Genomic DNA, 21,207 nt, shown 5'->3' on the forward strand with positions numbered 1-21,207 from the left:
AGCCCGGTAGAGCATCGGCTGCAGATCGTTGAAACCGAAGTTACGCGCTGTCGCCGTCCAGCAGGGTGCGTAATTCACGCAAGTAAAACCACGGAATCGCCGGCATTGCCAGCGTGACCAGCACGCTCAGCACGAAGAAAACCCATGCGGCGGCGTCACTTTCGACAGCCATCAAGTAGGTCGCGACGCCGATGATCACCATGGCGATGCCGATCGCACACGCGATGAGGACCGCGCAGCGCAGCCATACCTGGTCGATGGCGGCCACCAGCGGAGCCGGCAGCGAGGTGCTGTGCGTGACCGCAGCCGCATAGCCCGGGCCGTTGTGAATCCGGCCTACCGGTGCCCCGGAGATCCGCAGTCGCTCGCTGTGGGTCCTATCGCCGCGTTCGGCTTCCTGGCGGCCCAACGCCGGTCGCGACCCGGGACGGGCGGGCGGTTCGGCGTCGGACATCGCGTCGCGGCGGGCGCGAATCAGCAGTGGCACCGCTCCGATGATCACTGCGGCCGACACGGCGATCACGATGTACAGCAGCCACGGCGTGCCCGAACTGTCCGACGATTCGGACTGACTGCTGCCCAGATCGACGAGGGCCACGACAGCCGCGACGGCCGTGCCCAGCGCCACGAGCCATATCCCCGCGCAGGCGCCCAACAGGATGCGGTCGGTGCGATCGAACTCGCCGGGTTCGAGGTTGGGGCGCACATGCAGGCTCCCCACGGGATCAGTGGCGTAAGGCATCAGCAGGCTGTCTGTGCGGAGTTATTGGTGTTGGACGACAGCACGGTGCCGTCACTGGTCGTTATCGAGCAGTTGAGCCTGCTCACGAGGAACAGGCTGGAGGCCTGAACCGAGCCCACCTCGGACTGCGAGATTGGCGTCACGGTGAGTGACCACGGGATGTAGACGTTGCGCTGGGTACGGCTGCGGCCAGAGGCGTCGATATAGGTCACCGTGATGATGTCCCCCGGCGCCTTGGTGCCCGTCACCGAGTAGGTGACCTGACGTGGTCCAGCGCGCGTGGTGGTCGGCGGTGGAGGCGGCGGCGCGCTCTCAGGTGGCGGCGGAGGCGGCTCCGCGGGCGGTGGGGGCGGCGGCGGAGGTGGTGCCGGCTCCTCGGTGACGGTCACGGTCTCCGGCGGCGGAGGTGGCTCCGACGGCGGTGGCGGTGGGGGCGGCGGCGGTGGCGGAGTCGTCGTGGTGATCTCGTCCTGTACCGGCGGTGGAGGCGGCGTGCTCGTCGTGGTGTCGGGTTTGGAGAGGTTGTCGGTATCGGTCCGGGTCACCAGTACCGACACCGAGACCACGAGCGCGATGGCAGCGACGATGGCCACCACCCCCACGACCCAGGGCCACCTCGGCGGTTCAGTTGGATCGAGACGCTCGTTGGGCTCGAAGCTGTCGTAGTCGTAAAGACCGGAGTCCGCGGGCACGTAGGGGCCGCTGGTGAACTGTTCGGACTCGGGGGCTGAGTAGGCCTGCGAATAGGCGTCGGTTTCGCTGCTCTCCGGCCCACCGGAGCTGCTGCCCTGACCAGGAAGATCGTCCCCTTCGTGATCCGGGGGGTTCGGCCCGCTCATTTACGCCTATCCTTCTCGACTCACACCTGTGGCGTAATCCGCCGCGTGTCCGCGACAAGCGGCTGACCGTGCCTCGGCAACACTACCCAACCACCCGATGCGGATGGATCTCGCAGCACTGATAACAGGTGAAGTAGTGCCCCGATTGTGACCTAGTCCGGGCCGGCTGTTCGCGACTGGCCTGGGCCCACGCGAAGCTGGGGAGCGTCAGTGCTTCTCGGCTCCGGAGTAGTACTCGAACACCAGGCCGCCCACGGTCGTCAGCACAAAGCAGACACCGGCCACGATCAGCCACGGGAGCCACAGGGCGACGCCGACAGCGGTGATCGACGCCGACAGGGCAATGAAGATCGGCCACCAACTGTGCGGGCTGAAAAAGCCCAGCTCGCCGGCCCCGTCGCTGACCTCAGCGTCCTCGTAGTCCTCGGGCCTGGTGTCCAGCCGCCGGGCGACGAACCGGAAGAACGTACCCGTGATGAGGGTCAAACCTGCGGTCAGGACCAGCGCGGTAGTACCGGCCCACTCCACGCCGCCGTACTGGAACATCGCCGTCAGGACGGCGTAGACAACCGCGGACAGGACGAAGAACGCGGTCAGGAACTCGAACAGCCTGGCTTCGATATGCATGTGGTGTCCCCTACCCCTACTTGCTGGCCTGCGTTAGCTCGGGCGCCTGCTCGCCGCGGCGGGTGTCGAACGGCTGCGTAGTGGTTGCCAACGGCGGCTGGTTGATGGCCTGCAACGCCTCGGCGTTGGTCTTGCCGTCGATGCGCTGCTCCAGATACGCCTTGAAGTCGTTGGGCGACACCACGCGCAGCTCGAAGTTCATCATCGAGTGGTAGGTGCCGCACATCTCCGTGCATCGGCCGACAAACGCGCCGTTCTGGTTGATCTCGCTGATCTGGAAGATGTTGTCGGAGTTGTTCGCTTTCGGATTGGGCATCACGTCGCGCTTGAACAAGAACTCCGGCACCCAGAAGCCATGGATGACGTCCGCGGAGGCGATCTGGAACTCGATGCGCTTACCCGACGGCACCACCAGGACCGGAATCTCAGTGGATGAACCCAAGACCTCCACGTCGTCGAAGTTCAGGTAGGTGCGGTCTTCGGGGTTCTTTCCGGCGATGGCGCCGAACTCACCACCGTGCGAGCCGGCCTCGCCGCCTTCCGGGCTTTCCAGCCCTTCTGGCCCGGATGCGAGGGCCGCCTGGCGCTCGGGGTCGGCCCCGTCGTACGTGAACGTGCCGTCCCCGTAGTTCACCTTCTGATAGCCGAACTTCCAGTTCCACTGAAAGGCGGTGACGTCGATGACGACCTCGGGGTTGGGGTCCTTGTGCAGCATCCGTTCCTGCACCACGACGGTGAAGTAGAACAGTACCGAGATGATCAGGAACGGCACGACGGTGAGCACCAGCTCCAGCGGCATGTTGTAGCCGAACTGGCGAGGCAGCTCGGTCTCGCCCTTCTTGTGGCGGTGGAACGCCGAGGTCCAGAAGATCAGGCCCCACACGATCACACCGACGACCAGCGAGGCGATCACGGAGCCGATCCACAGCTCGCGGTTGAGATGCGCCTCAGGGGTGATGCCGCGGGGCCAGCCGAGTCCGAGAACCGTAGACCAGTCACACCCGCTGAGCAGCACTGTCATGCTGCCGAGGACGACTGACAACGCCACCACCTTCACACCGCGAGGTGTCACGCCGGCGCCTCCTAGAAGTCGGAACAGAAAGCCGAATACTACGCAGCGTAGACCACCTCCGGACGCAGGTCTCGACACAGGTCAGGGATTAGGCATACTGGCGCGGTGTGCGGACTGCTGGCCCTGGTAACCGACCCGTCGGCTGAGCTATCCGGGGACCTCGTAGACGCGGTGTCGGGCGCGTCGCACCTGATGCGTCATCGCGGCCCTGACGAACCGGGCACCTGGTCTGACGACGCCGCGCACCCCACCACGGTGCTCGGCTTCAACCGGCTGTCGATCATCGACATCGCCCACAGCCACCAGCCGCTGCGCTGGGGCCCGCCGGAGTCCCCGGGGCGGTACGTGCTGGTGTTCAACGGCGAGATCTACAACTACCTCGAGTTGCGGGAGCAACTGCGCTCTGAGCACGGTGCCGTGTTCGCCACCGACGGCGACAGCGAGGCGATCGTCGCCGCCTATCACTACTGGGGCACGGATGCGCTGACCCGGCTGCGCGGCATGTTCGCCTTCGCGCTGTGGGACACCGTCGAAGGCGAATTGTTCTGCGCCCGAGACCCTTTCGGCATCAAGCCGCTGTACATGGCGACCGGTAGCGGCGGGACCGTTTTCGGCAGCGAGAAGAAGTGCCTGCTGGACCTCGCCGGGGTCGTCGGAATCGATCTCGGTATCGACGTGCGCGCCGTCCAGCACTACACAGTGCTGCAGTATGTGCCCGAACCCGAAACGCTGCACCGCGGTGTGCGCAGGCTCGAATCGGGCAGCTATGCGCGCGTGCGTCCTGGTCATCCGCCCCAGGTGACGCGATACTTCACCCCGCGCTTCGCCGCGGTGCCTTTTCCCGCCCGTTCGGCTCCCGACGACGAACGCGCACGCTACGACGAGATCACCGCCGTCCTGGAGGACTCGGTGGCCAAGCACATGCGCGCCGACGTCACGGTCGGCGCGTTTCTGTCCGGCGGCATCGACTCGACGGCCATTGCGGCGCTGGCCATGCGCCACAATCCGCGGCTCATCACGTTCACCACGGGTTTCGAACGTGAGGGCTACTCCGAGGTCGACGTCGCGGTGGCGTCGGCCGAGGCGATCGGCGCGCGGCACGTGACCAAGGTGGTCAGCCAGACCGAGTTCGTGGCGGCGCTGCCCGAAATCGTCTGGTATCTGGACGAACCCGTCGCCGACCCGGCGTTGGTTCCGCTGTTCTTCATCGCCCGCGAGGCGCGTAAGCATGTGAAGGTCGTGCTGTCCGGCGAGGGCGCCGACGAGCTGTTCGGCGGGTATACCATTTACCGGGAACCGTTGTCGCTCAAGCCTTTCGACTACCTGCCCAGGCCGGTTCGCAAATCGCTGGGTAAGGCCTCGCGGCCGTTGCCCGAGGGTATGCGCGGCAAGAGCCTGCTGCATCGCGGCTCGCTGACCCTCGAGGAGCGGTACTACGGCAACGCGCGCAGCTTTTCCGACACCCAACTGCGCGCCGTCCTACCCGGCTTCCGCCAGGAATGGACGCACACCGACGTGACCGCACCGGTCTACGCGGCCTCCGACGGCTGGGATCCGGTGGCCCGCATGCAGCACATCGACCTGTTCACCTGGCTGCGCGGCGACATCCTGGTCAAAGCCGACAAGATGACGATGGCCAACTCGCTCGAGCTGCGGGTGCCGTTCCTGGACCCCGAGGTGTTCGCCGTCGCGTCACGTCTTCCGCTGGACCAGAAGATCACCAGGACCACCACCAAGTTCGCGCTGCGCCGGGCACTGGAACCGATCGTGCCCGCGCACGTGCTCAACCGACCGAAACTGGGCTTCCCGGTGCCGATCCGGCATTGGCTGCAGGCAGGCGAACTGCAGGACTGGGCGTATCGGACGGTCGCGGCGTCACAGGCCGGCTACCTGATCGACCTGGGTGCCGTCACCAAGATGCTCGACGAACACCGAAGTGGCGCAAGCGATCACAGCCGACGGCTATGGACTGTGCTGATCTTCATGCTGTGGCACGCCATCTTCGTCGAGCACAGCGTGACCCCGCAGATCAGTGAGCCGACCTACCCGGTCCAGCTGTAATCACTTGAGAGCGTTGGCGATTTCGGCGCCGGCCTCGGCGCCATAGGCGTCGGTCAGCCGCTGCACGGCTTCCTCGCGGTCCCAGCTCCACTCCTGCGGCCCTGGCGCCTCGAACACGAGAACGGCAACGAGCGAGGCCAGCTGCGCCGACCGCTCGTCGCTAAGCCCCGCACTACGGCCGGTGAGGAACCCGGCACGGAACGCGTCGCCGATGCCGGTCGGATCGGCCTGATGCTTCTCGGGGACGACGTCGACGTGGATGAAGGTGCCGTTCGAGCTGACGAGGTCGACACCCTTGGGACCCAACGTCGTGACCCGCATGCCGATCTGGCTCATCACCTGAGCCTCGCTCCAGCCGGACTTCTGCAGCAGCAGATCCCACTCGTAGTCATTGGTGAAAAGGTAGGTCGCGCCGTCGATGAGCTTGCGAATCTCCTCACCCGACAGCCGGGCCAGCTGCTGGGACGGATCGGCGGCGAAGGCCAGGCCGAGCTTGCGGCATTCTTCGGTGTGCAGGAACATCGCCTCGGGATCGTTGGCGCCGATGATCACCAATTCCGGTGTGCCGACCCGCTTCACGACCTCGGCCAGCGAGATGTTGCGTGCCTCCGACATGGCACCGGGATAGAAGGATGCGATCTGCGCCATGGCTTCATCGGTCGTGCACACGAACCGTGCGGTGTAGGCGGTGTCCGAAACGAGCACACTGTCGGTGTCCACGCCGACGGCCTCGAGCCACGAACGATAGTCGTCGAAATCGCGTCCGACAGCGCCGATGAGCGCCACGTCCCCGCCGAGGACGCCGATCGCGAAGGCCATGTTGCCTGCGACGCCACCGCGGTGCACGACCAGATCGTCGACGAGAAAGCTCAGCGACACCTTCTGCAGATGCTCGGGCAGGAGTTGTTCGGAGAATTTCCCGGGGAACCGCATCAGATGGTCGGTCGCAATTGATCCGGTAACCGCAATGGTCACGAAACGTCACACCCTTCAATCATTAAGTCGTCTAGATAAACCTTACCCAGCGGGGCCCCCGCCCAAGGTGCGCTAACCTGCGTACGAGTGCCCGTTGGGCCACTGTAGACAGACCAATTCCGACACACTCTTTTGGGGAGCAAATATATGTCCGGTCCGTACCCGCCCGAATACGGCGCTGGACCGACCGGCCCGCAAATGTATCCGAACACAGGTCCGCAATGGTTTCCTCAGCAGCAAGACCCCGAGCCCTATCCGGACAATATCCAACAAGGCTATCCGGGGATGCTGCCGCCGCCGGTGCAGTATCCGAAGAAGCGGCGCTGGCCTCTGATCGCGGGCGCACTGCTCGCGGTTCTCGTGGTCGCCGCGACGGTGACCGGGATCACGCTCGCCACCCGCGGCGAGGGCGGATCGTCGGCATCCGGCGCGCTGACCGACGAGTCAGCCAAGACGTCGATCCAGGAGTATCTGGACGCGATGACCAACGGGGACGATGAGACTGTCGCCAGGCACACGTTGTGCGGGATGTTCGACGCGGTCAAGGAAAAGCGCTCGGACTTGGCGCTGGCCAGCCTGGCGAGCGACGCCTTCCGGCAGCAATATGGGCGTGCCGAAGTCACGTCGATCGACAAGATCGTGATGTGGTCGCCGCATCAGGCGCAGGTGCTGTTCACCATGCGCGTGGAGCCGTCGGGCACTTCGCGCCGTGGCCAGCCACGCGCCGAAGGTGAACAGCAGGGCGTGGCTCAGCTGCTCACCCAGGGCAACGAGGTGCTGGTCTGCTCTTATCTGCCGAGGACAGCCGGGCAGTACTGAATCAGTTGAACGAGTCGCCGCAGGCGCAAGAGCCGGTGGCGTTCGGGTTGTCGATGGTGAAGCCCTGCTTCTCGATGGTGTCGACGAAGTCGATCACGGCGCCCTCGACATAGGGGGCGCTCATCCGGTCGATGGTCAGCGCGACGCCGCCGAACTCGGCGGTCACGTCCCCGTCCAAGGACCGGTCGTCGAAGAACAGGTTGTAGCGCAGGCCGGCACAGCCACCCGGCTGCACGGCGATACGGAGGGCCAGATCGTCGCGGCCCTCCTGGTCGAGCAGCGCCTTGGCCTTGGCTGCGGCGGCATCGGTCAGCTTCGCGCCGTGGGTGGCAGTCGTGGCCGACTCTCCCTGAACAGTCATTACGTCTCCTGTAAGGCCTCATCAAAATGTGCGGCGTACTAGCTCAACGGTACCTTGTCCCGGCACTATTCCCGAGTTAGTCCCCAGGTCCCCCCGGGCGTATTCACGGTCGGAAGTAACCTGGCAAGTGTGAACCTGCTGGGCCGAAAGAAAGACACGTCGCGGACACCCGAGCCAGATGTGTCCGAAGACACCGCCGAGACCGGCCTCGAGGACAACGGTAAAGGATCCGGGGCGACAGCTCCCAAGGGCAGGCCGACACCGAAACGCAGCGAGGCCACCCGCAAGCGTGGTCCGGTGGCGCCCGCCCCGATGACCACCGCCGAGGCCCGCAAGCGGCGCAAGGAAGCGCGCACCAAGCTGAGCAAGGAAGAGCGCAAGGCCGAGAAGCTGACACGGCGCGCCGATATGGCTGACCGCCGCGAGAAGATGATGGCCGGCGACGACGCCTACCTGCTGCCGCGGGACAAAGGTCCGGTCCGTCGGTATGTCCGCGACATCGTCGACTCGCGCCGCAACGTGCTGGGCCTGTTCATGCCCGCCGCGCTCGCGCTCATCTTCGTGATGCTCTCGGTGCCGTCGGTCCAGGTGCAGCAACTCATCTCCCCCGCGATGCTGGTGCTGGTCCTGATCATGGTGATCGACGGTTTCATCCTGGGCCGCAAGGTCAACCGCTTGGCCGACGCGAAGTTCCCCGACAACACCGAAACCGGTTGGAAATTGGGCTTTTACGCGGCCAGTCGCGCCTCGCAGCTGCGCCGCATGCGCGCGCCCCGGCCGCAGGTGGACCGCGGCACCAAGGTCACCTGACCCAGGTGCGCATCCTGGTGCTCGGGGGCATCCGGTCGGGCAAGTCCCTTTGGGCGGAGTCGGCGATCGCCGAATCGGTGGAGGCCACCACGGCCGTCCGGTATCTGGCCACGGGCCCCGCTTCGGACGGCGACGACGAATGGTCAGCGCGGGTGGAGGCACATCGGCGGCGCCGGCCCGCGAACTGGTCAACGGTTGAAACCGTCGAGGTCGCAACGCAGTTGCGCTCGGCTGCGACGCCGACCGTCGTCGACGATGTCGGGGCCTGGCTGACCGCGGCGATGGACCGGACGGACGCGTGGACCGACGGATCCGTTTCGGCCGACGTCGACGACCTGGTCGACGCGGTGGGCGCATTCGGCTCCGCATTGGCACTCGTCTCGCCCGAGGTCGGGTTGGCCGTCGTGCCGGCGACGGCGTCGGGGCGGCGGTTCGCCGACCAATTGGGAGCTCTCAACCAGCGACTCGCCGCGGCGTGTGACCGCGTGGTACTGGTCGTCGCCGGTCAGCCCATCACCGTCAAGGATGGGGCGAAGTGACCGAGTTCGACACCGTCTCACCGCCCGACCCCGACATCGCCGTCGCCGCGCGCGCCCGTCAGCAGCGCTTGACCAAACCGCCGGGCTCGCTGGGCAGGCTGGAGGACCTGTCGGTCTGGGTATCGTCGTGTCAGGGCGCGTGTCCGCCCCGGCAGTTCGAGCGCGCGCGGGTGGTGGTGTTCGCCGGTGACCACGGCGTCGCCGCGGCCGGCGTGTCCGCCTTTCCGGCCGAGGTCACCGCTCAGATGGTCGCCAACTTCGACGCGGGCGGTGCCGCCATCAACGTCCTCGCCGAATCGGCGGGCGCGACCGTGCGTGTGGTGGATATCGCCGTCGATTCCGACGAGCCGTTCGCACCGTCGATCGGCGCGCACAAGGTGCGCCGCAGTAGCGGCAACATCGCCGTCGAAGACGCGCTGACCGTCGACGAGGTGGCGGCGGCGCTCGATGCAGGTCGCCGGATCGCCGACGAGGAGGTAGACGCTGGCGCGGACATTCTCATCGTCGGGGATATGGGTATCGGAAACACCACGCCCGCAACAACTTTGATTGCCGCACTGACCGGCTCCGAACCGGTTGCCGTGATCGGTCGGGGCACCGGAGTGGACGACGCCGGGTGGGCCCGCAAGACCGCCGCCATCAGAGACGCTCTCTTCCGCGGCCGCGGGGCTATGAGCAGTCCCATCGCGCTGCTGCGGGTCTGCGGCGGAGCCGACCTGGCGGCGATGGCGGGATTTTGCGCCCAGGCTGCGGTCCGGCGTACACCGGTGCTGCTCGACGGCGTCGTGGTGACTGCCGCGGCACTGGTGGCCGAGGAACTCGCGCCCGGCGCCAAGCAGTGGTGGCAGGCCGGCCACCGGTCCACCGAACCTGCGCATGAGCACGCTCTGCGGCGGCTGGATCTCGAACCCATCGTCGATCTGCGGATGCGACTCGGCGAAGGCACCGGTGCCGCGGTGGCGCTGCCGATCGTGCGGGCCGCTGTGGCCACGCTGTCCTCGATGGCGACCTTCGACGAAGCCGGGATCACCCAGGCATCCGAGAAGCAGTGCTCCGCTCGATAGCTACGGCGCTGGCATTCGGGACCGTCCTCCCGGTGCGCTCGGCGATGCCGTTCGGCCGAGGCGCGCTGACCGCGCTTCCCCTGGTGGGCGTCGCGCTGGGAGCCGTGGCGGCCGCGACGCTGTGGACATCGGAATGGGCCTTCGGGCAGTCGAATCCGCTGGGCGGCGTGCTCGCGGTCGCCGTGCTGTTGCTCGCCACCCGCGGGCTGCACGCCGACGGGCTGTCCGATACCGCCGACGGTCTCGGCTGTTACGGCCCGCCGCAGCGCGCGCTGGAGGTGATGCGCGACGGGTCGGCCGGACCGTTTGGCGTCGCCGCGTTGGTGGTCGTGATCCTGACACAGGCATTCGCGTTCACGGCGTGCGGCGCCGTCGGGGTGATCGTCGCGGTGACTGCGGGCCGGGTCGCCGCGGTGCTGGCGTGCCGGCGCTCGGTGCCGGCCGCGGCGGGTAGTTCGCTCGGCGGGCTCGTCGCGGGCACCCAGCCGATCGCGGTGGCAGGGCTGTGGGTGATTGCGATTGCCGCGGCAGCAGTGGTGGCAAGCCCACGACCGTGGCAGGGGCCGGTGGCCGTACTGATTTCGTTGGCGTGCGGCGCCGCGCTGGTCGCGCACTGCGTGCACCGTTTCGGCGGTATCACCGGTGACGTGCTGGGCGCGGCCGTCGAAATCACCACGACGGTGGCCGCCATCGGCCTCGCGGTCGGGCAGTTCTGACGCCCCCAAGAATCTGTCAAGAATTCGTCAAGCGCGGTATCGGAGTCTCTTCCTACCCCACCAGGGAGATCGACCACCGAAAGGAACCGCAATGCCCACCTTCCGCCACCTCACCGCCGTCATCGCCGCTGCCGCCGCCGCGTCCAGCCTGGGCATCGCCGCTCTCGTCAGCACGGGTATGGCAGGCGCCACCACCACCGACGACATGTTCGTCAGCGTGCTCACCGACGAGGGCATCCAGCCGCCGTCGACCAAGGAGGCCGTCAGCCTCGCCCACGACGTCTGCATCATGTTCGACCAGGGCGATTCGCTCTACGACGCGGTGGACTCCGTCTCCACCACCACCGATCTCGTGCAGGAAGACTCGGCGTTCTTCGTCGGCGCCGCCGTGGCCACCTACTGCCCCGAGCACGAGGCCGCACTCGGCTAGTCCACACTCACCAGACGGGGACCCCACTGCGGTGGGGTCCCCTGTCGTTTCAGTTCAGCCTGGCCATCCAGCCGTGCGTATCGGCGAACTTGCCTCGCTGAATTCCGGTCAAGGTGTCGCGCAGGGCCATCGTGATCTCACCGGGGCCACCGTCGGCGATGGTGAACTCACCGTCGGCGTGCTTGACGTGCGCGACGGGCGTGATGACCGCGGCGGTACCGCACGCGAACACCTCGGTGATCTCGCCCGCGGCCGCCTTCTTCTGCCATTCATCGACGTCGATCTTGCGTTCCTCGACGGCAAAGCCGGCATCGGTTGCCAACTGCAGCAACGAATCTCGCGTGACACCCGGAAGTATCGACCCGCTCAGCTCGGGCGTGACCAGTCGCGCTGACCCACCGTTGCCGAAGACGAAGAACAGGTTCATCCCACCCATCTCTTCGACGAAGCGGCGTTCCGCGGCGTCCAGCCAAACCACTTGGTCGCAGTCGTTCTCGATGGCCTGCGCCTGAGCCAGCAGCGACGCGGCGTAGTTGCCGCCGAACTTGGCCGCGCCCGTGCCGCCAGGGCAGGCCCGCACGTATTCGGTCGACAGCCAGACGCTGACGGGTTTGATGCCGCCCTTGAAGTACGCGCCCGCCGGTGACGCGATGACCAGATAGCGGTACTCCTTGGCGGGCCGCACGCCGAGACCTGGTTCGGTGGCGATGGTGAACGGCCGCAGGTACAGCGACTCTTCGCCGCCGGCCGCGGGCACCCACTGCTCGTCGACCGCGATCAGCTGGCGCAGCGATTCGATGAACACCTCTTCGGGCAGTTCGGGAATCGCCAGTCGCTTCGCCGAGGTCTTCAGCCGGCTTGCGTTGGACTCGGGCCGGAACGACACGATGGAACCGTCCGCCCATCGGTAGGCCTTGAGGCCCTCGAAGATCTCCTGGGCGTAGTGCAGCACGACCGCGGACGGATCGAGTTCGATCGGGCCGTACGGGACCACCCGCGCGTCGTGCCAGCCCTTGCCCTCGACGTAGTCGATGGACACCATGTGATCGGTGTGAAATTGACCGAATCCGGGATTGGCCAGGATCGATGCCCGTACCTCGTCGGTCGCCGGAGTTGCATTGCGCTCTACCGTGAACTCGAGGGGGCCGTCAGTCATGCAGCGATTGTATATCCGCTGACTACCGAGTTTTCGGGTCGACGAATGGGGGCTTGACCACTTCACATTCGAGCGCGCGGCCACGGACGTCGACCGACACGCGCTCCCCGTCGGCGACATCGGCGTCAGTGTCGATCAAGGCGAGTGCGATACCGACTTTCAAAGTCGGAGAAAAGGTTCCCGATGTGGTGACGCCGATCTGACGGTCGCCGTCGAGCACGTTGAGGTCGGGCCGCAGCACTCCGCGACCGACGGCCTTCAGCCCGCGCAGCAGTCGTCGCGGTCCGGCCTCCTTTTCGGCCAGCAGCGCGTCGCGGCCCCAGAACGCGTCCTTCTTCCAGCCGATGGCCCAGCCGCAGCGCGCCTGCAGCGGCGAGAGGTCCAGCGACAGTTCGTGCCCGTGCAACGGGTATCCCATCTCGGTGCGCAGCGTGTCGCGGGCGCCGAGGCCCGCCAACTCTCCCCCGGCCGCACCGACCGCGTCGACCAGTGCGTCGAACACGACACCGGCCTGCTCCCACGGCGGCAGCAGTTCATAGCCGTGCTCGCCGGTGTAGCCGGTGCGGCACACACGCACCGGAATCCCGCGGAATTCGGCGTCGACATAACCCATGTAGTCCATGTCGGCCGCCAACCCGAGCGCGCCGAGAACTTCGGGCGACTTCGGTCCCTGCACTGCGAGCACCGCATACGACCGGTGTTCATCGGTGATCGTGAGTCCGGCTGGCGCACGTTCTTTCAGTGCGGCGACGACCGCGGCGGTGTTGGCCGCGTTGGGCACCAGGAAGATCTCGTCGTCGGAGACGTAGTAGGCGATCAGGTCGTCGACCACGCCACCGGAGTCGGTGCAGCACAACGTGTATTGCGCCTTCCCGGGCCCGATGCGGCGCAGGTCATTGGTGAACGCCGAGTTGACGTACTCGGCCGCACCTGGCCCGCGCACGAGCGCCTTACCGAGGTGACTGACGTCGAAAAGGCCGACGGCGGAGCGCGTCGCGGTGTGCTCGGCGACGGTGCCCGCATAGGAAACCGGCATCAACCAGCCGCCGAACTCGGCGAAGCTCGCACCGAGCTGGCGATGACGTTCTTCCAAGGGGCCTTGCAGGACTTCACTCGTCACGGAAAACCACCCTAATCGGATCGTCGACGCTGGCAGACTCGGGTTGTGGTCGATTTCGACGCGCTCGAAGCCGCGGGAATCGCGAATGCGCGCGGCCGGGCGGCGTTGATCGATTACCTGAACAAGCTCGGGTTCTCGGCCGACGAAATGGTCGAGGCCGAGCGCCGAGGCCGGCTTTTCGGCCTGGCGGGCGATGCTCTACAGGGGCCGGGCCGTCCGATTCACAGCCTGCGCACGGCCGCTGAAACGCTGGGTGTGACCCTGCCGGAGGTAGCGACGGCGTGGACGGCGCTCGGGCTGACCATCACCGACCCGGACGCGCTCACGCTGAGTCAGTTGGACGTCGACGGACTGGCGACCTGGGTGGCCGTCAAGGAACTCGTCGGCGAGCAGCCGGCGCTCGCGTTTCTGCGGCTCCTCGGCAACGCGATGGCTCGGGTCGCCGAGGCGGGCGGAACGATGGTGCGAATGGCGCAGCCCGACCTGTTGATGGCGATCAGCAACGACGAGCTCACCACGGCGATGGCGTACCGCGAAATCACGGAGATCACGCAGACCTTCGGGGTACTGATCGATGCCGTATTTCGTCAGCACATCGTCAGTGCCAGAACACATTTCGAGGGTGTCATCACCGACGCATCGGCGAACGTCACGTGTGGTGTCGGATTCGCCGATCTCACCGGTTTCACCCAACTGACGCAGATCATGGATCCGACCGACCTGTTCGACCTGCTCATGGAATTCGGCGGCTCGGTGTCTGACACCGTGCACACCGACGGCGGCCGCGTGGTGAAGTTCATCGGCGATGAAGTGATGTGGGTGACCTCGACACCCGAACTGCTGGTCAAGGTGGCGATGGACCTGGTCGAGCATCCGCGGGCCCGCGAGGCCGGTCTGCAAGTGCGCGCCGGACTGGGCTACGGCTCGGTGCTGGGCATCTACGGCGACTACTTCGGCAACCCGGTGAACCTGGCCGCCCGCCTGGTCGCGGCCGCGGCGCCCGGCCAGATCCTGGCATCCTCCGACGTCCGCGACCAGCTGCCCGAATGGCCCGCCATCCCGCAGGAACCGTTGATACTCAAAGGTTTCGATGAGCCGGTCGCGGCCTACGACCTGCACCTTTCCCGATGAGCGATATGGTTATCGCTCGTGAGCCCAGCTAGCACCGGTTTTCAAGCCCCCTCCGTCACCGTCAGCTCGTCGCTGCCCAAGCGCAAGGCCGACGGCTCCGTCCTGATCGTCGCCGTGGTGAGCGGGTCCGACGAGAACACGCGGGCGACCGTCGTCGGTAACCCGTTCCTCGACGCCGAAGCGGTCGGCGAGATCGAAGTCGCGCTTGAGGTTCTCGGCGCGAAGGGCGGGGCCGACCAGGTCACCCGGGTGATCGCGCCGTCGCTCCCGGTGGCCAGCGTGGTCGCGGTCGGGCTGGGCAAGGACCGTGACGAATGGCCCGCGGACACGATCCGGCGCGCGGCGGGCGTCGCCGCGCGCTCGCTGAACGGTGTCGAGAACGTCATCACGACGCTGTCGGACATCGATTTGAGTGCCGCGATCGAGGGCCTGATCCTGGGGGCGTACCGGTTCAGCGACTTCCGCAGCGAGAAGACCGCACCCAAGGACGACGGCCTGCAGGCGATCACCGCGCTGACGGCCGACACGAAGACCAGAACCAAGGAGGCCGCCGCGAGGGCGGCCGATATCGCGACCGCTGTGGCGACGGCGCGCGATTTCGTGAACACCCCGCCGTCGCACCTGTTTCCGGCCGAATTCGCCAAGCGCGCAGAGGCTTTGGGTAAGTCCGTGGGACTCGACGTCGAGGTGCTGGACGACAAGGCGCTCGACAAGGCGGGCTATGGCGGAATCATCGGCGTCGGGAAGGGCTCGTCGCGTCCGCCCCGGCTGGTCCGGCTCACCCACCGCGGAGGCAAGGGCAAGAAGCTTAAGACGGTCGCGCTGGTCGGCAAGGGCATCACCTTCGACACCGGCGGCATCTCCATCAAGCCGGCCGCCAACATGCACCACATGACCTCGGACATGGGCGGGGCGGCCGCCGTGATCGCGACCGTGGTGCTGGCCGCCAAGCAGAAGCTGCCGATCGACGTCATCGCCACGGTGCCGATGGCTGAGAACATGCCGTCGGCGACCGCGCAGCGGCCCGGCGACGTCCTCACTCAGTACGGCGGTATCACCGTCGAGGTGCTCAACACCGACGCCGAGGGCAGGCTGATCCTGGCCGACGCGATCGTCCGGGCCTGCGAGGACGGTCCCGACTACCTCATCGAGACGTCGACGCTGACCGGCGCCCAGACCGTGGCGCTCGGTGCGCGTACACCGGGCGTGATGGGCAGCGAGGAATTCCGCGACCGGGTGGCCGAACGCAGCCAGCAGGTCGGCGAGAACGCGTGGCCGATGCCGCTGCCCGAGGAACTGAAGGACGACCTCAAGTCGACGGTGGCCGACCTCGCGAACGTGAGTGGTTCGCGTTACGCCGGAATGCTGGTCGCCGGAACGTATCTGCGCGAGTTCGTGGCCGACGGAGTGCAATGGGCGCACATCGACATCGCGGCGCCGGCGTACAACACCGGAGGGCCGTGGGGTTACACCGGCAAGGGTGGCACCGGCGTTCCGACGCGGACGATGTTCGCGGTCCTGGAGGATATAGCCGCGAACGGCTAGCTAGAGATCCACCGGCGGACGTGGGTTACCCGCACGCCTTGGGCCGGTTTGGCGTGTCATAAGCCCACGCTCGGCGGAGCGGTAGACGGCCGAGCTAGAGCACCTTGCCGCGGGCGGTGCTGCGCATCACCTGCGGCAGCGCACGGGACACGCCGTAGAGGAGATAGGCCTCGGGCGCGACGGGACGGATCGCCTTGTTCTTCCGCACCGACGACACGATGGCCTTGGCGACCTTCTCCGGGCCGTAACGCCTTACCGCGAAAGCCTTTTCAATTTGCCTGCGGCGCGCTTCGACCTTCGCCGCCTTGTTGGCGGGCACGTCGAACCGCGTGGTGTGGACGATATTCGTGTCGATCACGCCGGGACAGATCGTGGTCAGCCCGATACCCGCCTGATCGAGTTCGGCGCGCAGACAGTCGCCGAACATGAAGACCGCCGCCTTACTGGTGGCGTAGGCGTTCATCGATTGTTGCGGGGAGTACGCCGCCATCGACGAAACGTTGACGACGTGGCCACCCGCGCCGCGGTCGACCAATCTACGTCCGAATGACCTGCAGCAGTTGACGACTCCGCCGAAGTTGATGTTGAGCACGCGGTCGTACTCGTCGCGGGGTGTGTCGAGGAACATGCCGGTGTGGCCGACGCCCGCATTGTTCACGACGACATCGGGGACGCCGTGCTCGACGCATACCATCTCGGCGAACTGCTCGACGGCATCGGCGTCGGCGACGTCCAGGGTGTAGGCGTGGGCCAACCCGCCCCGGGACGCGATTGTCGCGGCGGTGTCCTTCACGCCCGCCTCGTCGACGTCGCTGATCACCAATTCAGCGCCCAGCCGGGCGAACTCGAGTGCGGTGGCGCGCCCGATGCCGCTACCCGCCCCGGTGACGGACACGAGCGTGTCACCGAATTCTTCGCGCGGACGGCCAACCTGCGCGCGCAGCAGCTCCCGGCTCGGCGGCTTGCCTTCGAGGTGGTCGACGAGCTGATGTACCGACTGCGCCAGTACACGGGAATGCGACAGTGGCGCCCAGTGGCCCGACTTGATGTCACGTCGCCACAGTCGCGACACCCATTTGTGGGTGTCATCGAACACGTGTGGTCGCACGTGCGGATCTCTCGAGTTGACGATCACCTGAACCGGCACGTCGACGTGGTGGTCGGTTCTGGCGGAGACGATCGTGCGGAAATAGTTCGCCGGGTACACCTTGAGGCTGTTGACCGCATCGGATTTGTAGGTGGCCGAATGGTGCATCTGGTCGGCGGGAATGCCGTCCCGGGTCATGAGCAGTCGCGTGAGCCCGTCGGCAACGGCCAACCGCACGAGAAGGGGTGCAATCACGGGAATGGAGAACAATCCCATATACGTAAACCGGGCGAGTTGGCTGAGAGCCTGCAGAAATCGCCGTGGTCGATACGGACGCTTGAGGTTGCCAATGATGAAACGATTCACGTGGTCGCCGCTCGGGCCGGAGACCGACGTGAATGATGCGACACGGTCATTGGCATCAGAGCGGGCGAGGTACTCCCACACGCCCGCCGATCCCCAGTCGTGAGCCAGCACGTGGACCTTTTCACCGGGTGCGCAAGTTTCGATTACGGCCGCGAAATCGTCTGCGTAGCAGGACATCCGATACGCAGATGTCGATTTCGGCGTCGATGAGCCCCCCACTCCGCGGTTGTCGTAGCGCAGCACGCGGAAGCGGTCCGTCAATAGGGGGACGACGCCGTCCCACAGCACATGGGAATCGGGCCAGCCATGGACCAGCACGATCGCGGGCCCGTCGGGATTGCCCTCTTCGTAAGCCGCGATCTGTACGCCGCCGCTGCTGTCGACGAACTGCATCAGGGCCTCCCGCAACGTTGCGTGTTACTTGAAGTATCTCGTACCGCCGGTATCGACTGCCCTGACAGTACTCCTAGCGCTCTTCGAGCTCCTCGCGGGCGGCACGTTTGCGCTCGATTCGACGTCGGGCGTCGTAGTCACGCATCCGTTGCGGGTATCCGACCTTTTGTACGTCGTAGACCGGAATGGCGAGACGGTCCGAGAGCCTGCGCGCTCCGGCGTCTCCCCCAGCACGTCGCCTCGTCCACTCGCCGTCGGCGGCGACCAGCACAACCGTGACGTCGGTGACTGTGGTGCGCGGTTCGACGAAGGCTTCCACACCGTGGTGGTCGAAAACCCACTGGCGGAGGTACTCCAGATCCGCGGCCGGGTCGTTCCCGCCGCTCGTTCCCTTGCGCGCGCCGCGCCTGAACTTGTCGAACAAACCCACCTCGGGCCGCTCTCCCTTCGTCTACCTCCTTCGATAGTGCCAGAGCATCGGCTCACCGACTCTGCGGCGAAACGTTGGTACGGACGTGACAGGATGGGAACAGATAAATCGACCACCTGCGACAGACCGTTCGAGGGAGCCCAAACGCATGGCCATCTCCGTTCAGATGCCCGCACTCGGTGAGAGCGTCACCGAGGGGACTGTCACCCGCTGGCTCAAGCAGGAGGGAGACACGGTCGAACAGGACGAGCCGCTGCTGGAAGTGTCCACGGACAAGGTCGACACGGAGATCCCGTCGCCCGCGGCCGGCGTGCTGCAGAAGATCGTGGCCCAAGAGGACGACACCGTCGAGGTCGGTGGTGAGCTGGCGGTCATCGGCGATGCGGGCGAATCAGACGGCGATGACTCTGGATCTGACGAGGAGCCCGACGAGAAACCTGCCGAAGAGGAAAAGCCGGCCGAAGAGCCCGCCGCGCAGGAGGAACCCGCCGCCGAGGAGCAGGAGGCAGAGCCCGAGCCCGAATCGAAGCCGGCGGCCAAGTCATCGGGGTCATCGGGGTCGTCGGGGTCGTCTGGCTCGGCGACGTCGGTGAAGATGCCGGAGCTCGGCGAGTCGGTGACCGAGGGCACCGTGACCCGGTGGCTGAAGAAGGTCGGCGACACCGTCGAGGTCGACGAACCGCTGGTCGAGGTGTCCACGGACAAGGTCGACACCGAGATCCCGTCGCCGGTGGCAGGCACGCTGGTATCGATCACTGCCGAAGAGGACGACACTGTCGAGGTCGGTGGCGAGTTGGCCAAGATCGGCGACGCGGACGCGGCAGCCGAGTCCGAGCCCGAACCCGAACCGGAGCCCGAGAAGGAGCCCGAGCCGGAGCCCGAACCCAAACAAGAGGCCAAGCCGGAACCCAAGCCGGAACCCAAGGAAGAACCGAAGGAAGAACCCAAGCCCGAACCCAAGCCCGAGCCGAAGCAGGAATCGAAGCCGGAGCCCAAGTCGGAGCCCGCGGGCGAGGCACCGTCGGGTGACGGCTCGCCGTATGTCACCCCGCTGGTGCGAAAACTGGCCGCGGAGAACAACATCGACCTGGCATCGGTGAAGGGAACCGGCGTCGGCGGGCGCATCCGCAAGCAGGACGTCCTCGCCGCCGCGGACGCCAAGAAAGCCCCGGCGGCCGAGCCGGCAGCACAGGCGCCTGCCGCCCGTGCCGCCGCACCCCAGGCCGCCGCCCCGGCACCCGCCCTGGCGCATCTGCGCGGCACCACGCAGAAGGCCAACCGGATCCGGCAGATCACCGCGAAGAAGACGCGCGAATCCCTGCAGACCACAGCGCAATTGACGCAAACCCACGAGGTCGACATGACCAAGGTGGTGGCGCTGCGAGCCCGCGCGAAGAAGGAATTCGCCGAGCGCGAAGGCGTCAACCTGACGTACCTGCCGTTCATCGCGCGTGCGGTCATCGATGCGCTGAAGACGCATCCGAATGTCAACGCGAGCTACAACGAAGAGTCCAAGGAGATCACCTACTACGACGCCGAGAATCTCGGCTTCGCGGTGGACACCGAGCAGGGCCTGCTATCGCCGGTGGTCAAGAACGCCGGGGACCTGTCACTGGCCGGGCTGGCCCGCGCGATCGCCGACATCGCCGATCGCGCGCGCTCCGGCAACCTCAAGCCCGACGAGTTGTCCGGCGGCACGTTCACCATCACCAACATCGGCAGCCAGGGCGCGCTCTTCGACACCCCGATCCTGGTCCCGCCGCAGGCGGCGATGCTGGGCACAGGTGCCATCGTGAAGCGGCCGAGGGTGATCGTCGACGACTTCGGCAACGAGTCGATTGGTGTGCGGTCCGTCTGCTACCTACCGCTCACGTATGACCACCGCCTCATCGACGGCGCGGATGCCGGACGCTTTGTGACCACCATCAAGCGGCGTCTCGAGGACGGCGCGTTCGAGGCCGATCTCGGCCTTTAAGACCGGGAAGGACTGCCGCCCGCCGTGTCCGACGCTGTCATCGCGATCGCCGGATCGTCCGGTCTGATCGGTTCCGCACTGGTGTACGCCCTGCGAGCCACCGATCGCCGAGTACTCCGAATCGTGCGCCGAGCCCCGTCCAACGCAGACGAGGTGTTCTGGAACCCCGACACCGGCGAGTTCGATCCGGGGTCCTTGGCCGGGGTCGACGCCGTGGTGAATCTGTGCGGCGTCAACGTCGGCGACAAGCGGTGGTCGGGTGCGTTCAAACAGAGCCTGCGCGACAGCCGCATCGGGCCGACGGAGGTCTTGTCCGCCGCTGTCGCGGAAGCCGGGGTGCCGGTGCTCATCAACGCCAGCGCGGTGGGCTACTACGGCGACACCGGCAGCCACACCGTCGACGAGTCCGCGCCCCCGGGCGACGGCTTCCTCGCTCAGTTGAGCCAGGACTGGGAAGCCGCGGTGGCGTCCGCCGAGGACGGCGGCGCCAGGGTGGTGCTGCTGCGCAGCGGCCTGGTGCTGACGGATGCCGGCGGGGTGCTCGGCCGTCTCAAACTGCTGTTCTCGCTAGGGCTGGGCGCCCGACTCGGCAACGGGCGCCAGTACATGCCTTGGATCAGCCTGGAGGACGAGGTGCGCGCGATCTTGTTCGCGATCACCCACGAAGGGTTGTCGGGTCCGGTGAACCTCACCGGACCCGCTCCGGTCACCAACGCGGAGTTCACGACCGCCCTGGGACGGGCGGTGAATCGCCCCACACCGCTGATGGTGCCGGGCTTCGCATTGCGGGCCGCGTTCGGCGAGTTCGCCGACGAAGGCCTGCTCGGAGGCCAGCGCGCAATACCGGCCGCGCTGGAGCGGGCCGGCTTCGAGTTCCACCACAACACGATCGGCGAGGCGCTGGCATTCGCGACCGCGCCGAAAGCCGGTTAGCGCGTACCGTCAAAGT

General features: G+C 66.6%; 21 protein-coding genes. 11 read left to right on the plus strand and 10 right to left on the minus strand.

Annotated elements, in window-relative coordinates; translation table 11 throughout:
* Positions 1-40: 40 nt before the first annotated feature.
* From ACIA48_RS29735 to ACIA48_RS29750, 4 genes are all read right to left on the minus strand, one after another.
* Entirely contained in the window at positions 41-742 is a 702-nt protein-coding gene (locus tag ACIA48_RS29735; RefSeq protein ID WP_396739818.1) for a DUF2561 family protein, read from the minus strand.
* Positions 742-1,581: an MmpS family transport accessory protein gene (locus ACIA48_RS29740; protein ID WP_396739820.1), complete on the minus strand. Its 840-nt coding sequence runs from the start codon at positions 1,579-1,581 to the stop codon at positions 742-744. The genes ACIA48_RS29735 and ACIA48_RS29740 overlap by 1 nt, the downstream gene beginning before the upstream one ends.
* Before the next feature lie 207 nt (positions 1,582-1,788).
* Positions 1,789-2,208, minus strand: a complete 420-nt coding sequence (locus tag ACIA48_RS29745; RefSeq protein WP_396739822.1) for a cytochrome c oxidase subunit 4 — start codon at positions 2,206-2,208, stop codon at positions 1,789-1,791.
* A gap of 16 nt (positions 2,209-2,224) precedes the next feature.
* Complete coding sequence (locus tag ACIA48_RS29750) at positions 2,225-3,229, minus strand: cytochrome c oxidase subunit II (protein ID WP_396739920.1); 1,005 nt, start codon at positions 3,227-3,229, stop codon at positions 2,225-2,227.
* Between the two features lie 156 nt (positions 3,230-3,385).
* Here ACIA48_RS29750 and asnB point away from each other — a divergent pair, with 156 nt between their 5' ends.
* Positions 3,386-5,341, plus strand: coding sequence for an asparagine synthase (glutamine-hydrolyzing) (gene asnB / locus ACIA48_RS29755; RefSeq protein ID WP_396739824.1), 1,956 nt, complete (start codon positions 3,386-3,388; stop codon positions 5,339-5,341).
* Here asnB and ACIA48_RS29760 read toward each other — a convergent pair whose 3' ends face one another.
* On the minus strand, positions 5,342-6,316 hold the full coding sequence (locus ACIA48_RS29760) for a carbohydrate kinase family protein (protein ID WP_396739826.1): 975 nt from the start codon (positions 6,314-6,316) through the stop codon (positions 5,342-5,344).
* Positions 6,317-6,463: 147 nt separating this feature from the next.
* Between ACIA48_RS29760 and ACIA48_RS29765 the strand changes: the two genes are divergently transcribed.
* Positions 6,464-7,135 carry a hypothetical protein gene (locus ACIA48_RS29765; protein WP_396739828.1) on the plus strand — a complete coding sequence of 224 codons (672 nt, stop codon included), beginning with the start codon at positions 6,464-6,466 and terminating at the stop codon, positions 7,133-7,135.
* A 1-nt stretch (position 7,136) separates the two neighbouring features.
* On the opposite strand, the gene ACIA48_RS29770 is transcribed toward ACIA48_RS29765, so the two are convergent.
* Entirely contained in the window at positions 7,137-7,496 is a 360-nt protein-coding gene (locus tag ACIA48_RS29770; RefSeq protein ID WP_396739830.1) for an iron-sulfur cluster assembly accessory protein, read from the minus strand.
* Positions 7,497-7,676: 180 nt separating this feature from the next.
* On the opposite strand from ACIA48_RS29770, the gene ACIA48_RS29775 reads away from it, so the two are divergent.
* The 5 genes from ACIA48_RS29775 (at position 7,677) to ACIA48_RS29795 (ending at position 11,055) form a co-directional block, all read left to right on the plus strand.
* Entirely contained in the window at positions 7,677-8,306 is a 630-nt protein-coding gene (locus ACIA48_RS29775; RefSeq protein ID WP_396739922.1) for a DUF3043 domain-containing protein, read from the plus strand.
* A gap of 5 nt (positions 8,307-8,311) precedes the next feature.
* Complete coding sequence (locus tag ACIA48_RS29780) at positions 8,312-8,845, plus strand: bifunctional adenosylcobinamide kinase/adenosylcobinamide-phosphate guanylyltransferase (protein WP_396739832.1); 534 nt, start codon at positions 8,312-8,314, stop codon at positions 8,843-8,845.
* Positions 8,842-9,909 (plus strand): nicotinate-nucleotide--dimethylbenzimidazole phosphoribosyltransferase, encoded by a 1,068-nt coding sequence (cobT, locus tag ACIA48_RS29785; RefSeq protein ID WP_396739834.1) that lies wholly within the window; start codon positions 8,842-8,844, stop codon positions 9,907-9,909. The genes ACIA48_RS29780 and cobT overlap by 4 nt, the downstream gene beginning before the upstream one ends.
* Positions 9,894-10,625 carry an adenosylcobinamide-GDP ribazoletransferase gene (locus ACIA48_RS29790; protein ID WP_396739836.1) on the plus strand — a complete coding sequence of 244 codons (732 nt, stop codon included), beginning with the start codon at positions 9,894-9,896 and terminating at the stop codon, positions 10,623-10,625. The genes cobT and ACIA48_RS29790 overlap by 16 nt, the downstream gene beginning before the upstream one ends.
* A 91-nt stretch (positions 10,626-10,716) precedes the next feature.
* Positions 10,717-11,055, plus strand: a complete 339-nt coding sequence (locus tag ACIA48_RS29795) for a DUF732 domain-containing protein (RefSeq protein ID WP_396739838.1) — start codon at positions 10,717-10,719, stop codon at positions 11,053-11,055.
* Between the two features lie 49 nt (positions 11,056-11,104).
* Here the strand turns inward: ACIA48_RS29795 and ACIA48_RS29800 are convergent, their stop codons facing one another.
* Both ACIA48_RS29800 and gcvT read right to left on the minus strand, forming a co-directional pair.
* The gene (locus ACIA48_RS29800; protein ID WP_396739840.1) at positions 11,105-12,211 is read right to left on the minus strand and encodes a branched-chain amino acid aminotransferase; all 1,107 of its coding nucleotides are present in this window, start codon (positions 12,209-12,211) and stop codon (positions 11,105-11,107) included.
* Between the two features lie 22 nt (positions 12,212-12,233).
* A complete protein-coding gene (gene gcvT, locus ACIA48_RS29805) occupies positions 12,234-13,331 on the minus strand; it encodes a glycine cleavage system aminomethyltransferase GcvT (RefSeq protein WP_396739842.1) in 1,098 nt (365 codons plus the stop codon).
* A gap of 45 nt (positions 13,332-13,376) precedes the next feature.
* On the opposite strand from gcvT, the gene ACIA48_RS29810 reads away from it, so the two are divergent.
* Positions 13,377-14,462 (plus strand): adenylate/guanylate cyclase domain-containing protein, encoded by a 1,086-nt coding sequence (locus ACIA48_RS29810; protein WP_396739844.1) that lies wholly within the window; start codon positions 13,377-13,379, stop codon positions 14,460-14,462.
* Positions 14,463-14,480: 18 nt separating this feature from the next.
* Entirely contained in the window at positions 14,481-16,007 is a 1,527-nt protein-coding gene (locus tag ACIA48_RS29815) for a leucyl aminopeptidase (protein WP_396739846.1), read from the plus strand.
* Positions 16,008-16,101: 94 nt separating this feature from the next.
* On the opposite strand, the gene ACIA48_RS29820 is transcribed toward ACIA48_RS29815, so the two are convergent.
* Both ACIA48_RS29820 and ACIA48_RS29825 read right to left on the minus strand, forming a co-directional pair.
* Positions 16,102-17,853, minus strand: coding sequence for an SDR family oxidoreductase (locus ACIA48_RS29820; protein WP_396739848.1), 1,752 nt, complete (start codon positions 17,851-17,853; stop codon positions 16,102-16,104).
* Between the two features lie 73 nt (positions 17,854-17,926).
* The gene (locus ACIA48_RS29825) at positions 17,927-18,283 is read right to left on the minus strand and encodes an oxidoreductase (RefSeq protein ID WP_396739849.1); all 357 of its coding nucleotides are present in this window, start codon (positions 18,281-18,283) and stop codon (positions 17,927-17,929) included.
* 148 nt (positions 18,284-18,431) lie between these two features.
* On the opposite strand from ACIA48_RS29825, the gene sucB reads away from it, so the two are divergent.
* Positions 18,432-20,258, plus strand: a complete 1,827-nt coding sequence (gene sucB, locus ACIA48_RS29830) for a 2-oxoglutarate dehydrogenase, E2 component, dihydrolipoamide succinyltransferase (RefSeq protein ID WP_396739850.1) — start codon at positions 18,432-18,434, stop codon at positions 20,256-20,258.
* Between the two features lie 24 nt (positions 20,259-20,282).
* Positions 20,283-21,191, plus strand: coding sequence for a TIGR01777 family oxidoreductase (locus ACIA48_RS29835; RefSeq protein ID WP_396739852.1), 909 nt, complete (start codon positions 20,283-20,285; stop codon positions 21,189-21,191).
* Positions 21,192-21,207: the final 16 nt, after the last annotated feature.

The sequence above is a fragment of the Mycobacterium sp. NPDC051804 genome (genome assembly GCF_044452905.1).
Taxonomy (GTDB): Bacteria; Actinomycetota; Actinomycetes; order Mycobacteriales; family Mycobacteriaceae; genus Mycobacterium.